Origin of the sequence: Vibrio sp. V43_P6S15P86, assembly GCF_009904725.1 — a bacterium.
Lineage (GTDB): Bacteria > Pseudomonadota > Gammaproteobacteria > Enterobacterales > Vibrionaceae > Vibrio > Vibrio diabolicus.
Genome location: NZ_WXWT01000335.1, coordinates 1 through 14014 on the forward strand (window position 1 = coordinate 1; position 14014 = coordinate 14014).

The 14014-nt window shown below is 44.9% G+C and carries 13 protein-coding genes and 1 rRNA gene; 3 read left to right on the forward strand and 11 right to left on the reverse strand.

Going from position 1 to position 14014, the window contains the following annotated elements; translation table 11 throughout:
- The 8 genes from CAG69_RS14915 to dusA form a co-directional block, all read right to left on the reverse strand.
- Positions 1-79, reverse strand: a 16S ribosomal RNA gene (locus tag CAG69_RS14915); the annotation flags it as partial.
- Between the two features lie 576 nt (positions 80-655).
- Complete coding sequence (locus tag CAG69_RS14920; protein ID WP_006743230.1) at positions 656-1435, reverse strand: phosphoadenylyl-sulfate reductase; 780 nt, start codon at positions 1433-1435, stop codon at positions 656-658.
- Entirely contained in the window at positions 1428-3164 is a 1737-nt protein-coding gene (cysI, locus tag CAG69_RS14925) for an assimilatory sulfite reductase (NADPH) hemoprotein subunit (protein WP_161444888.1), read from the reverse strand. The genes CAG69_RS14920 and cysI overlap by 8 nt, the downstream gene beginning before the upstream one ends.
- Entirely contained in the window at positions 3164-5035 is a 1872-nt protein-coding gene (locus CAG69_RS14930) for an assimilatory sulfite reductase (NADPH) flavoprotein subunit (protein WP_202600790.1), read from the reverse strand. Before CAG69_RS14930 ends, cysI begins: the two co-directional genes overlap by 1 nt.
- Positions 5036-5152: 117 nt before the next feature.
- Positions 5153-5383: a hypothetical protein gene (locus CAG69_RS14935; RefSeq protein WP_005455817.1), complete on the reverse strand. Its 231-nt coding sequence runs from the start codon at positions 5381-5383 to the stop codon at positions 5153-5155.
- 158 nt (positions 5384-5541) lie between these two features.
- Positions 5542-6201 (reverse strand): TIGR04219 family outer membrane beta-barrel protein, encoded by a 660-nt coding sequence (locus tag CAG69_RS14940; protein WP_161444890.1) that lies wholly within the window; start codon positions 6199-6201, stop codon positions 5542-5544.
- Between the two features lie 98 nt (positions 6202-6299).
- Positions 6300-6515, reverse strand: a complete 216-nt coding sequence (gene pspG, locus CAG69_RS14945) for an envelope stress response protein PspG (protein WP_005398086.1) — start codon at positions 6513-6515, stop codon at positions 6300-6302.
- Positions 6516-6678: 163 nt separating this feature from the next.
- Positions 6679-7659 (reverse strand): tRNA dihydrouridine(20/20a) synthase DusA, encoded by a 981-nt coding sequence (gene dusA / locus CAG69_RS14950; RefSeq protein ID WP_017821727.1) that lies wholly within the window; start codon positions 7657-7659, stop codon positions 6679-6681.
- Between the two features lie 321 nt (positions 7660-7980).
- Here dusA and zur point away from each other — a divergent pair, with 321 nt between their 5' ends.
- Complete coding sequence (zur, locus tag CAG69_RS14955; RefSeq protein WP_005381268.1) at positions 7981-8445, forward strand: zinc uptake transcriptional repressor Zur; 465 nt, start codon at positions 7981-7983, stop codon at positions 8443-8445.
- Positions 8446-8454: 9 nt separating this feature from the next.
- Complete coding sequence (locus CAG69_RS14960) at positions 8455-8916, forward strand: chemotaxis protein CheX (protein ID WP_005381269.1); 462 nt, start codon at positions 8455-8457, stop codon at positions 8914-8916.
- Between the two features lie 105 nt (positions 8917-9021).
- On the opposite strand, the gene pgi is transcribed toward CAG69_RS14960, so the two are convergent.
- The gene (gene pgi, locus CAG69_RS14965; RefSeq protein WP_161444892.1) at positions 9022-10674 is read right to left on the reverse strand and encodes a glucose-6-phosphate isomerase; all 1653 of its coding nucleotides are present in this window, start codon (positions 10672-10674) and stop codon (positions 9022-9024) included.
- Positions 10675-10980: 306 nt separating this feature from the next.
- Here pgi and CAG69_RS14970 point away from each other — a divergent pair, with 306 nt between their 5' ends.
- Positions 10981-11400: a secondary thiamine-phosphate synthase enzyme YjbQ gene (locus tag CAG69_RS14970; RefSeq protein WP_161444894.1), complete on the forward strand. Its 420-nt coding sequence runs from the start codon at positions 10981-10983 to the stop codon at positions 11398-11400.
- Between the two features lie 38 nt (positions 11401-11438).
- On the opposite strand, the gene alr is transcribed toward CAG69_RS14970, so the two are convergent.
- Both alr and CAG69_RS14980 read right to left on the reverse strand, forming a co-directional pair.
- Positions 11439-12515, reverse strand: a complete 1077-nt coding sequence (alr, locus tag CAG69_RS14975; protein ID WP_202600791.1) for an alanine racemase — start codon at positions 12513-12515, stop codon at positions 11439-11441.
- Positions 12516-12528: 13 nt separating this feature from the next.
- Entirely contained in the window at positions 12529-13929 is a 1401-nt protein-coding gene (locus tag CAG69_RS14980; protein WP_005395704.1) for a replicative DNA helicase, read from the reverse strand.
- Between the last annotated feature and the right edge of the window lie 85 nt (positions 13930-14014).

A 14014-nucleotide genomic window follows, 5' to 3' on the forward strand; every position in this document is an offset into this window, starting at 1 on the left:
TAACTCGTTTCCGCTCGACTTGCATGTGTTAGGCCTGCCGCCAGCGTTCAATCTGAGCCATGATCAAACTCTTCAATTTAAGATTTTGTCGGCTCAATGAATACTGAACATTACATAAAGTAATGTTTGAATTGACTGCGCTGAATCTTTCGATTCAATGGTCACTTCGTTTCATTGAAACCTAATCTGAAGCCGAAGCTTCTAATTGGATTATCATCAACGAGTGCCCACACAGATTGATAGGTCTATATTGTTAAAGAGCAACTCTTCTTTGTGATTAACATCACTTCGGAAGAGGCGGCCATTCTAGCGAGATAATCTATTGTGTCAAACACTTTCTTCAAATTATTTCGTTTTTCTTTTCAGCCTTATCAACTTCGCTTAAACCCTTGTGAGCCCTTGCCCTGTCGACGAGGAGGCATTATAGAGATCGCGCTCACATTGGCAAGCGTTATTTTTCAAAAATTGAAAAAATAATGGTTAAGCGATGAGTTTTCGATCAAAGCTTTATTTATTCAACTTTACCCCAAGAACTCGCACAACTTATCCACAGAGTTATTCTATAAAGCGTGTTTTTCAAGTGCTGTAAATGAAGAAAGCTGCAATAAAGCAGCTTTCTTTATTTACTCTAAACTCGATTTAAAGGTCATTATGGTTATATGCCGGACCCATCTTGTTCTGAACCATCATCTTCATGTAAACCACACTCTCGTTTTAAACCAAAGAATCGAGTTTCTTCCTCTGACATTCCCGGCTCCCATTTACGAGTGGTATGTGTATCACCAACTGAAAGGTAACCTTCATCCCACAATGGGTGGTATTTAAGGCCGTGTTGTTCTAAGTAGTAATGAACGTCTTTATTAGTCCAATCAATTACTGGTAGAAATTTAAACACACCGTTCTGAATTGATAGAATCGGTAAACCTGCACGAGATTTACTTTGCTCTCGACGCAGTCCAGAGAACCACGTTCCAACATTAAGCTCTTTTAACGCTCGACGCATCGGCTCAACTTTATTGAGCTTGTTGTATTTTTCAATTCCCTCTACGCCCTGCTCCCATAATTTTCCATATCGAGCTTCTTGCCAATTCGCACTTTCTTTCGCTCGATAAACTTTTAAGTTTAGGTTGAGAGCATCTGTCAGCTCATCAATGAATTGATAGGTTTCAGCAAACAGGTATCCTGTATCGGTTAGAATGACGGGGATATCCGCTTTGACTTGAGTAACTAAATGAAGCATAACCGCGGCTTGAATACCAAAACTAGAAGAAACCGCAAACTCGCCCTCTAGATTCTCTAAAGCCCACTTTACTCTATCTTGTGCCGAAAGCTTTTCGAGCTCGACATTAATTTGAGCAAGACGGAGGATTTGCTCCGTCTTTGTTAATGTCAATAACTCTGTAAGCTCAAGCCTGGACGCTACAGAATCAAGCATGAAAGTCCCTCTTTGATACGAGCACTTCTTGGATAATACCAGCACGAATTGTGAAATCGCCGAAGGCTTCGCCTTCTTTACGCTCTTTCGACCATCGAGCCACCAGCAGATCAATCTCTTCTAAGATTTGCTTATCCGTGATGTTCTCTTTATACATTTTTGGTACTCGAGTACCAGCACGGTTACCACCTAAATGTAGGTTGTAACGACCTGGCGCTTTACCCACTAAACCAATTTCAGCCAACATGGCACGACCACAACCGTTTGGACACCCAGTTACACGCAAAATGATGTTGTCATTTTCTGGTAGGTTGTGCTTTTCCAAAATCCCCTCCACATCAGTAACAAACTGAGGAAGGAAACGCTCTGCCTCTGCCATCGCTAGCGGACACGTTGGAAAGGCAACACACGCCATTGAGTTTTTGCGCTGCTCACTGATATTGTCATCCATCAAGCCATGTTCACGAGCGATCTTTTCGATCTTCGCTTTTTCGCTTTTAGGTACCCCCGCAACAATTAAGTTCTGGTTGGCAGTCATACGGAAATCGCCTTTATGGATTTTGGCAATTTCAGAAACACCCGTTTTAAGTGGTTTACCTGGGAAGTCCAGCAGACGACCATTTTCGATGAAAAGTGCTAAGTGATGTTTACCATCAATTCCTTCTACCCAACCAATACGGTCACCACGCTCAGTAAACTCGTACGGGCGGCTTGCTTCAAACTGAATGCCTGCTCGCTTTTCGACTTCGGCTTTAAAGACATCAGTACCTACACGGTCAAGTGTGTATTTGGTTTTGGCATTCTTACGGTTTGAGCGATTACCCCAATCACGCTGAGTGGTAACCACCGCCGCTGCAACATCAAGCGTTTTCTCTAATGGGATGAAACCTAAGTCGTCAGCGCGGCGCGGATAAGTTGACGTATCACCATGTGTCATCGCTAGACCGCCGCCAACTAGGACGTTAAAACCAACCAACTTGCCGTTATCCGCAATTGCTACGAAGTTAAGATCATTGGCATGCACGTCTACGTCATTTTGCGGTGGGATCACCACCGTCGTTTTGAACTTACGCGGTAAATAGTTTTTACCCAGAATAGGTTCATCTTCTTCAGTGCTTTCTACTTTCTCACCGTCTAGCCAAATCTCAGCGTAAGCACGTGTTTTTGGAAGCAGGTGTTCACTGATCTTCTTCGCCCATTCATAAGCTTCTTGATGAAGTTCTGATTCAACCGGGTTAGTGGTACACAACACGTTTCGGTTTACATCACCCGCGGTTGCAATCGAATCAATGCCAATACTGTTGAGCGTTTGATGCATCAACTTAATATTCGGTTTCAATACCCCATGAAACTGGAACGTTTGGCGAGTCGTCAGACGAATACTTCCATATAAAGAGTGCTCCGTTGCGAACTTGTCGATCGCTAACCATTGCGTTGGCGTGATGATACCTCCAGGCATACGAGCACGAAGCATCACGTTATGCAATGGCTCTAGCTTTTGCTTTGTACGTTCATTGCGGATATCACGATCGTCTTGCTGATACATACCGTGGAAACGAATTAACTGGAAGTTGTCGGCAGTAAAGCCACCAGTAATACGGTCCTGTAAATCTTGCTCAATGGTGCCACGTAATAGGTTGCTTTCTCGCTTCAGGCGCTCGTTATCAGATAGCGGCCCTAGCTCTTCGCCTAATACAATCTGCTTGTTATTTTCAGTAGAAAAAGTCATTAGTACACATCCCTCTGATAACGTTTCGCTTTACGTAGGTCATTAATAAATTGTTCTGCATCGTCACGCGGCATCTTGCCTTCTTGTTCAGCAACGATAACCAGTGCGTCGTGCACATCTTTTGCCATACGAGTGGCATCACCGCAGACATAGATATAAGCGCCTTCTTGGATCCACTGCCACACTTGAGCTGCGTTTTCTAAGATGCGATGTTGTACGTAAACTTTTTCTACTTGGTCACGACTAAAAGCAACATCCAATCGGCTTAGTACTCCTGACTTGAGGTACTTTTGCCATTCCACTTGGTACAAGAAGTCTTGAGTGAACGTGCGATCACCAAAGAACAACCAGTTTTTGCCTTCAGCATCACGGTTTTCACGTTCCTGAATAAAGCTACGGAATGGTGCGATCCCAGTGCCCGGACCCACCATGATAATTGGGGTGCTATCATCTTCCGGCAGTTTGAAGTTGTTGTTATGCTCAACGAATACTTTAACTTCATCTCCCTCTTCGAGACGCTGTGCTAAGAAACTAGACGCACCACCATATCGTTTTTCGTCGTTTTGTTCGTACTCAACCAAAGCAACCGTTAGGTGTACTTCTTCATCGACCTCTTCTTGGCTTGATGCAATAGAGTAAAGGCGAGGAGTAAGACGACGAAGCAAACTAATCAACTCATCTGCGGTTAACTTGGTTTTTTTCTCTGCCAATACATCAACAATTTGAGTATTTGCAGAGTACTCGCGTAGTTTATCTTTATCGTCAACCAGCTTTTGTAGCTTCTTGCTACCGGATAACTCGGCAAACTTTGTAATGAGCTGTGGGTTAGATGTTGTGATTTCATATTTACTCACTAGAGCACTATGAATTGACAAGCTTTCACCATCAACGTCAACGGTCTCAACCCCAGACAAACCGACCTTACCAAGAATGGCATTTGCAAGTTCTGAGCTATTTTCAAACCACACACCTAACGCATCACCAGGCTGATACGTTAAACCCGAGCCTTCCAAGTCAATTTCTATATGACGAACATCCTTTCCAGAATCACGCCCCGTGATTTTTTGACTGGTCAGTAACGTCGCTGTGTATGGGTTTTGTTTATTGTAAGGAGAGTGCGCAGTCGCCGCCTGACCCACAGGAAGTTGAACCACATCCGCTTCAGTGCCAGAAGAAAGCGTATCTTTTACCTTACCTAACGCATTCTTACGCCATTCAGCTGCTGGTGTTTCATAATCCACATCGCAATCAAGACGATCGATAAATGGGGTCGCGCCTAGCTTTGATAGGTAAGCGTCGAAGTCTTTACCGGTTTGGCAGAAGAATTCGTAGCTCGAGTCACCCAGAGCAATAACGCCATATTGCAGGTTTGACAGCTTAGGAGCTTTCTTAGACTGCAAAAACTCGTGTAGCTCTATAGCGTTATCTGGTGCTTCGCCTTCGCCGTTCGTCGATGCCACAATAATGACATGTGTTTCTTTGGCTAAGTTTTTACCTTTGTAATCACTTGCATCAAAAAGTTCGACAGCAATTCCTTCTGCTTTTGCTTCCTGTTCTAGAGCTTCAGCAACGCCTTTAGCGTTGCCTGTTTGGGAAGCAAAAATAATACTCAACTTACCTGCAGGCTTCGCTGATACGGCTGCCGTTGCTTGTGCAATTGGCGTTACCGCTGTATTTGGTTGATTTTGAGCTAATCCCCAAAAATACCCACTGACCCAAGCAAGTTGCTGTGAAGACAACTCAGAGACAGTTTGTTGGAGTGAGCTAATTTGTTGGTCATTCAGAGGGCTTGCGATTGGAGGATTTCCTCCTTGCCCATTATTATCTTCAGACACATTCTTGTGAGAATACTCATTCTTTTGAAAAGACATTATCACGACATCCCTATTCATTGCGTGACGATAGAGTACCCACTCTCCTTAATAACAAGAAAGAATAGAAGTGAATGTTTTATAACTTTTTGGAAGTAAGAACGGCTTACTTTTTGCTCATCGATCTTCAATGCGGACTTGTTGAAAGCCTACTGCCATTGCCGATTTTGACGCTGCATCCAAATCTTCATAAAGACATTCTTCACCATGACTGTCCGTCAGAAAAACAAAACCACCGCGCGCATGTCTGAACTCCACAACCCAGCCACCCTCTTGGATTGCAGGTTCAATAATCGCTTCGACAAGCTGGTTTTCACGGAATAGATGTCTTAGTTCGTTTATTGTCATCGCTATCCCTGCTTTAACTTTCACATTGCTCCTAGGTAAGCATGGTCTAAGTCAGCCAAATAGGCAGAAAATTCGATTGGATATAATGAAGTGATATAAAAAAACGCCGCTTATAAAGCGACGTTTTAAAAAAAATCGAGTATCTAATCTGGCTGCATTTAGAATGCGTATTCTGCACTCACAAAAAAGCCGTTAGCAAAAATAAACTCTTTCCCTAGATCCGACATGAATTTCTCGGACTCCAAATCAATCACGCGGTAACCACCACGAAAAGCCAGTTGAGCTTTTTCGAGCGGTACATGGTATTGAACACCGGCCATGAAATCGGTACTTTTGATACCTTTGTTGTCACCAAAGTTTATCTCACCAATCACATCAAAATTTGTGTCCGGAACTTGAATCTCTGCGTAACCGTACCAAGCCCAAATCAGCTCATCAAACTCTTCTATACGCTTGTTTGAGCCAGCATCAATGTATTTAGTGTCACTTAAATTACTGAATGTAACACCCGCATCAAAATGCAATAAATCATGCTCTAGAACGTGGTAATACAAGGTTAAATCGAGCTTATCGAACCCCATGTAATCCGCATCAACACTTGAGTAACGAAGGCGCGCATTAGGGACGTATTTAACATCATGTTCAATCGCCGCGTAAAAAGTGCCTGCGGTACTGCTATCTCGTCTCACTTCATTAACTTTAGTGTCGGCAGCCCATACCTCTGCGCCGACTTTCGTCGATACAGAATATTCTGCAAAAACAGGAAAAGATACTGCCAACGATAATGCTGTTAAAGCGATGGTCGCTTTATTTGTCATGTAGTGTGTACTCCGAGATAGCTGATGTTCACGTTGAAGACGTGAGAGGAAATATACCATACTCTCACGTCTCTCTATCAACTAAATCATGTCACTCGTTATTTATAGCGGGGCTGGGCAACGTAATTCTTGAAGAACCAAACACCCAATGCAATCACGATTAACCATGGCAATAGTTTGAGTACCGCTCCGACCATTCCCAGTAAAAACATCACAACTAACGCAATACCGGTTGCTGCGAATACGGTCATCATTGTGATACCGGTAACCAATAGGGTCGCCGCAAAGACTAAAATAAAGATTAGCTCCAACATAATCACTTCTCCATTTGTTTTTAATAAACAGAGCAGTTTCCATACCAACTTACCAAGATAACGATAACACAATGATTTTTATTCAAAAATAAAGCCAGAGGCATTTCTGCACTCTGGCTTACTTGTTCTTTAGTTGGTAATTTTAGCCAACCACTGGTGAGTTTTACACATTCAATTCTTTTGGAATCTTCGCTAACGCGTCTTGCAGCACTTCTAGACCAGAACCTGGTTTGTGCGCATTTTCACTGATATGACGACGCCATTGACGAGCACCGGGCATGCTTTGGAACAAACCTAACATGTGGCGGGTAATATGACCAAGGTACGCACCTTTCGCTAATTGCGCTTCAATGTATGGATACATCTCTTCAACAATTTCGCTGCGTTTCTTCACTGGAGCATTAGAGCCAAACAACTCTTGGTCTACCGATGCCAGTAAATATGGGCTTTGGTATGCTTCACGACCAATCATCACACCGTCAAGATGCTGAAGATGTGCTTTTGCTTCTTCTAATGATTTCACGCCACCGTTAATCGCAATCGTTAGGTGTGAGAAGTCTTGCTTCAATTGGTAAGCGCGTGGGTAATCCAATGGTGGGATCTCGCGGTTTTCTTTTGGGCTTAAACCACTTAACCAAGCTTTACGAGCATGGATAGTGAACTGCTCACAGCCACCCTTTTCTGAAACAATAGAAACGAAATCCGTTAGGAACTCGTAAGAGTCTTGATCATCAATACCAATGCGAGTCTTGACTGTTACAGGGATATCGACCACGTCTTTCATTGCTGCGACACAATCCGCAACTAACTGCGGTTCAGCCATTAGGCAAGCACCGAAGCGACCATTTTGTACGCGGTCAGATGGACACCCCACATTTAGGTTAATCTCATCGTAGCCACGCTCTTGCGCTAGCTTGGCACACGTAGCCAAATCTGCTGGGTTTGAACCACCAAGTTGAAGGGCTAACGGATGCTCTTCTTCGTTATAAGCCAGGAAGTCTCCTTTTCCATGAATGATCGCACCTGTCGTCACCATTTCAGTGTACAGCAGGGTTTCTTTGGTCATTAAGCGATGGAAGTAGCGACAATGACGATCAGTCCAATCTAACATTGGTGCTACGGAGAGCCTGCAAGAATGAGTCATGATATAAACACCCGTTTTTATATTGCCAAGGTCGAGCGCAGCAGTACGCTCAAAAAATAAGTCGGGTATTGTATACCCAAGCACCTCTGGGTGCTAGTTTCAGCGAGAATGATTTGGTTGGCTGACTAGCCAAGTGCTTAGGAATACGCAGAAGTAATACGAATCTGTCATTCGTTGATTCATTCTGTGATGATTATTCCGCCTTCACACCACCACCGACTTGCTTTAATTCATGATTTTCGTTCTGATAGTGGGTAAAATGAAGCATTTCTAAACGAACTTCGTATAGAAATGATTTATCATAGAGCACGTCCGATAGTTATGGTGAAAGGTTTGAACCCAACAATCATTGAACAAATTGAAAGTATCTGCGCAGAGCGTGGAGTACGACTGACTCCGCAACGCCGACGCGTATTTGAACTCATTTGTTCTAATCGCCGCGCCTCAAGTGCGTATGAGCTATTGGAGCAACTAAAAGAGAGTGAGCCTCAGGCTAAGCCGCCCACTGTTTATCGAGCATTAGATTTTCTCCTAGAGCAAGGCTTCATCCACCGAGTGGAATCGACAAATAGCTTTATTACTTGTTGTTCTTTCAATACTCAGCAGCACTTTTTCCAATTACTAATTTGCGATAAATGTGGTGATGTCGTTGAACTCGAAGATGAGACGCTGATATCCTTGTTAGCTGAAAACGCCGAGAAGCATGGATTCAAACTGACCAACCAAGTTATTGAAACTCATGGTGAATGCCAGGCCTGTTCCTCCGAGACGAAAGAAAAAGTATAGAAGAACGTTATGCGCGCTGAATTTGTAAACCCGTTTTTAGCTTCTTTAATGAACGTGCTAAAAACTATGGCTTCTCTTGAGCTGAAGCCACAAAAACCGCGAATCAAAAAAGATGAGATCGCACGAGGTGACGTTTCTGGTCTGATTGGTATGGTAGGCCCACAAACTCGTGGTTCAATGTCGATTACCTTTGATGAAGCGCTAGCTCTAGAAATCATGCAGAACATGCTTGGTGAGCGTCCAAATGGACTCAATGAAGAGGTCACCGATATGGTGGGTGAGATCACCAACATGGTGACTGGTGGTGCAAAACGCATTCTGGCGGAAAGTGGTTTTGATTTTGATATGGCAACACCGGTAGTGGTTTCTGGCCGAGGCCATACGATTCGCCACAAGTGTGAGGGATCAATCATCATCATGCCTTTCTCTTCCCAATGGGGAAATGCCTTTATCGAAATTTGCTTCGAATAAAAGAGAAAAAATAGGTTGGCACTGGCCAACCTATTTTATTTTTGCCTCAGGCAATAAAAAAGGTCAGCATTTGCTGACCTTTTCTTTATCTATTCAAACCAAACATTAAGCTTTGAACGCTTTAAATGCGTTGATTAGACCATTTGTTGAGCTGTCATGCGAGCTGATTTGAGACTCGTCTGCAAGCTCAGGTAGGATTTGGTTAGCCAGTTGTTTACCTAGCTCCACGCCCCATTGGTCAAAGCTGAAGATGTTCCAGATAACACCTTGTACGAAGATTTTGTGTTCGTACATTGCGATCAAGTTACCTAGCGTACGAGGCGTGATTTGCTTCACTAGGATAGAGTTTGTTGGACGGTTACCTTCAAACACTTTGAATGGCGCAATCGCTGCCACTTCTTCAGCGTTCTTACCTGCTTTCACCAACTCTTCTTTCACGGTTTCTTCACTCTTACCAAACGCTAGTGCTTCAGTTTGCGCAAAGAAGTTGGACATCAGTTTTTGGTGATGATCGCTAGCTGGGTTGTGGCTGATTGCAGGTGCAATGAAGTCACATGGGATCAGCTTAGTGCCTTGGTGAATCAGTTGGTAGAACGCGTGCTGACCGTTGGTACCAGGTTCACCCCAAATAATAGGGCCCGTTTGGTAAGTCACAGCATTGCCTTCACGGTCAACGTATTTACCGTTTGATTCCATGTTACCTTGCTGGAAGTACGCCGCGAAACGGTGCATGTACTGATCGTAAGGTAAGATAGCTTCTGATTCCGCACCGTGGAAGTTGTTGTACCAAATACCGATAAGCGCAAGGATCACAGGGATGTTGCTTTCTAGGTCTGTTGATACGAAGTGCTTGTCCATCTCGTGAGCACCTTCAAGCAGCTCAACGAAGTTGTCGTAACCTACCGCTAATGCGATTGATAAACCGATTGCAGACCATAGTGAGTAACGGCCACCAACCCAGTCCCAGAATTCGAACATGTTCGCGGTATCGATACCGAATTCAGACACGGCTGTCGCGTTCGTTGAAAGCGCAGCAAAGTGCTTAGCCACGTGCGCTTGATCGCCAGCTGACTCTAGGAACCAATCACGTGCAGTGTGCGCGTTAGTCATGGTTTCTTGCGTTGTGAACGTCTTAGACGCGATCAAGAATAGCGTCGTTTCTGGGTTAACTTTCTTCAACGTTTCAACGATGTGAGTACCATCAACGTTAGATACGAAGTGAAGGTTTAGATGATTTTTGTATGGTGCTAGAGCTTCCGTCACCATGTAAGGACCAAGGTCAGAACCACCGATACCGATGTTCACGATATCTGCAATTGCTTTACCTGTGTAACCTTTCCACTCACCGCCGATAACGCGTTCAGTGAATGATTTCATTTTTTCTAGAACCGCGTTCACGGCTGGCATTACGTCTTCGCCGTCTACCATAACTGGAGTATTAGCGCGGTTACGTAGTGCAGTGTGAAGAACAGCGCGACCTTCTGTTTGGTTGATCGCTTCACCACTGAACATCGCTTCAATTGCAGATTTCAGCTCGGTCTCGTTCGCAAGAGCAAACAGGTGCTTCAGAGTTTCCTCATTGATGAGGTTCTTTGAGTAATCGACTAGGATGTCTGAGCCGAAACGTGCAGAGTATTTGTCGAAACGCGCTGCGTCTTGAGCAAACAGCTCTTTAAGATCCATATCTTGTGCAGATTCGAAATGCGCCGTTAGCGCTTTCCAAGCTTGTGTTTGCGTTGGATTGATATTTTTCAACATGGTCTTTATCCCGATGTTACAGTAGGTTCCATTCCTTACAGTCTAGCGAAAACTGTGGAATCCCCGATTTAGCAAATAGAATATTAATTAGATGTTTGGGCGAATTACCACAAAACAAGTCTTTGTAATTTTTTTTCAGGTGCCAATTATGACTGAGAGTATTTACACTCACATTGAGTTAGGTCACGTTCCCTGCCCTGAAAATGAACAATTCATTTACGATGACAAGAATCATATCACTTACTAATGACAGGCTCTAATTGGAATAGGATAGACGCCAATTTATAAATTTCCAAAGGAACACGTATGTGGGCACAAAAAACACTGCAATTAAAAGCGAGAAGCCGCGGTTTTCACCTAATAACTGATGAAATTGAACAACAATTACCACAAATAAACGAGCTTTCAGTAGGTTTATTACACCTATTTATTCAACATACCTCTGCCAGTTTGACCTTAAATGAGAATGCTGATCCAACCGTGCGTATGGATATGGAAGCGCACTTCAATAAGTTTGTGCCAGAGCGTGCTTCTTATTATCAGCACACCTATGAGGGGGATGACGACATGCCAGCACACATTAAAGCATCCCTACTTGGCAGTAGTGTGACGATACCAATCCAAAATGGTCGATTAGCTTTAGGAACATGGCAGGGCATTTACTTGGGTGAGCACCGAGACTATGGCGGCGACCGCCGCGTTATTGCTACGATTAACGGTGAGTAGATAAAACAAAGGCTAACCTTAGGTTAGCCTTTCGCTGTTTATTTTGAGTACTCCATCTCGACGCGAGGCGTTAGCTTAGTCACGAGTTCATACGCAATGGTACCAATGTGACCCGCCACTTCTTCTACTGGGAGCTCTTTCCCCCAAAGAATCGCTTCGTCGCTGACTTTATCCGTTGCATCTGGTCCCAAATCGATCGTCAGCATATCCATGGAAACTCGACCTGCGATAGGTACTTTACGACCATTTACCCAAACCGGAGTGCCATTCGGGGCACTTCTTGGGTAACCGTCGCCATACCCTACTGCGATGACACCGACTTTTGTATCTCGCTTACTGGTCCACATACCGCCGTAGCCAACACTTTCGCCCTTCTTAACTTCACGTACCGCAATAAGATGGGATTTAAGTGTCATCACGGGTTGATACCCCAGATCTTGTGCGGTCTTGTCATCAAATGGCGATACACCATACATGATGATGCCCGGACGAACCCAATCCAAATAGCTTTGAGGCCATGCCAACAACCCCGCAGAGGCCGCAAGTGAACGCTCCCCCTGACAACCAGAGGTCAACGACTTAAACAGCTCAATCTGTTGGGGAGTGATATGGCTATCCAGCTCATCTGCACAGCCAAAGTGACTCATGTAACGTAACGGCTTGGCTACGTTTGGACACTCTTTCAACCGCGTGACAAACTCATCATATTGCTCAGGGCGAACGCCAAGACGGTGCATCCCACTGTCAATCTTAAGCCACACGACAACCGGAGTTTCAAGGTCGGCTTGCTCCAAAGCGATAAGCTGCTCTTCACAATGCACCACGGTTTGGATGTTGTTCGTCACAAGAACAGGTAAGTCACCTGGAGAGTAAAAACCTTCTAGCAATAGAATCGGCTTTACCACGCCACAAGCGCGCAGTTGCAACGCTTCTTCAATGCGCGCAACACCAAAGGCATCCGCATGGTTGGCATGTTTTGCAACGTGACGTAATCCGTGACCATAGCCATTGGCCTTCACCACAGCCATCACTTTACTTTGGGGCGCTTGCGCTTTCACGCGCTGTAAGTTGTGCTGCAACGCAGACAAATCAATGCACGCCTTGGCCGCTTTCATATAGCTCATGGGGTTACTCATCATCAATATCGAATGCAGGACCCGCGTAGTTGTCAAAGCGCGAGTGTTGACCTTGGAAGGTGAGACGTACAGAGCCGATAGGGCCGTTACGTTGCTTACCAATGATGATTTCTGCCGTACCTTTGTATGGGCTATCTGGGTGATATACCTCGTCACGGTAGATGAACATGATCAAGTCGGCATCCTGCTCGATAGAGCCCGACTCACGCAAGTCCGAGTTTACTGGGCGTTTATCTGAACGTTGCTCTAGGGAACGGTTAAGCTGAGACAGCGCCACGACGGGCACATTCAGCTCTTTTGCCAGCGCTTTCAGAGAGCGCGAAATCTCCGCAATTTCCAGCGTACGGTTATCAGAGAGTGCAGGCACGCGCATAAGCTGAAGGTAGTCGACCATGATCATCGACAGACCGCCATGTTCACGTGCGATACGGCGAGCGCGTGAACGCACTTCGGTCGGAGTTAGACCGGAGCTGTCATCAATGTACATGTTTTTCTTTTGCATCAAGATACCCATAGTAGAAGAAATACGCGCCCAGTCTTCGTCATCCAGCTGACCCGTACGGATCTTGGTTTGGTCAACGCGAGACAAAGAGGCCAACATACGCATCATCAACTGCTCGGCTGGCATCTCTAGCGAGAAAATAAGCACAGGCTTCTCTTGTTGCATGGCCGCATTTTCACACAAGTTCATCGCAAAGGTCGTTTTACCCATCGATGGACGCGCCGCGACAATCACCAAATCAGAACCTTGCAAACCTGCGGTTTTCTTATTGAGGTCAGTGAAACCTGTGTCGACACCCGTTACACCATCTTGCGGCGTTTTATATAACAACTCGATACGTTCTAACGTCTTTTCGAGGATGTTATCGACATTTTGTGGCCCTTCGTTTTCACTGGTTCGTGACTCAGCGATGGCGAAAACTTTACTCTCCGCCATATCAATCAGATCTTCCGAACTTCGACCTTGAGGATCGTAACCCGCATCCGCAATCTCATTCGCGACACCGATTAAACCACGGACGATCGCACGCTCGGCAACAATATCAGCGTACGCATTAATGTTAGCGGCGCTTGGCGTGTTTTTCGCCAAATCTGCAAGGTAAGCAAAACCGCCCACATCTTCTAATTGCTCGTGACGCTCCAGGTATTCCGATAAAGTAATAAGATCGAGAGGCTTGCCCGCTTCAAGAATGGTTTTTACACCTTCAAAAATTAGGCGATGCGGACGACTATAGAAATCACTGCTTACAACACGTTCGGCAACGGTGTCCCAACGTTCATTGTCCAGTAAGAGACCACCAATTACTGATTGCTCGGCTTCTAGTGAGTGAGGTGGCACTTTGATTGCGTCGACCTGACTGTCTGAAGGTTTGCGATTTCTGTTTTCCGCCATGACTTTGCTCGATAACTACTATTGACCCACGATTATAACCTTAACCTAACTGAGATGCTTCCCCGAAGCGACAATTACTTGTTAA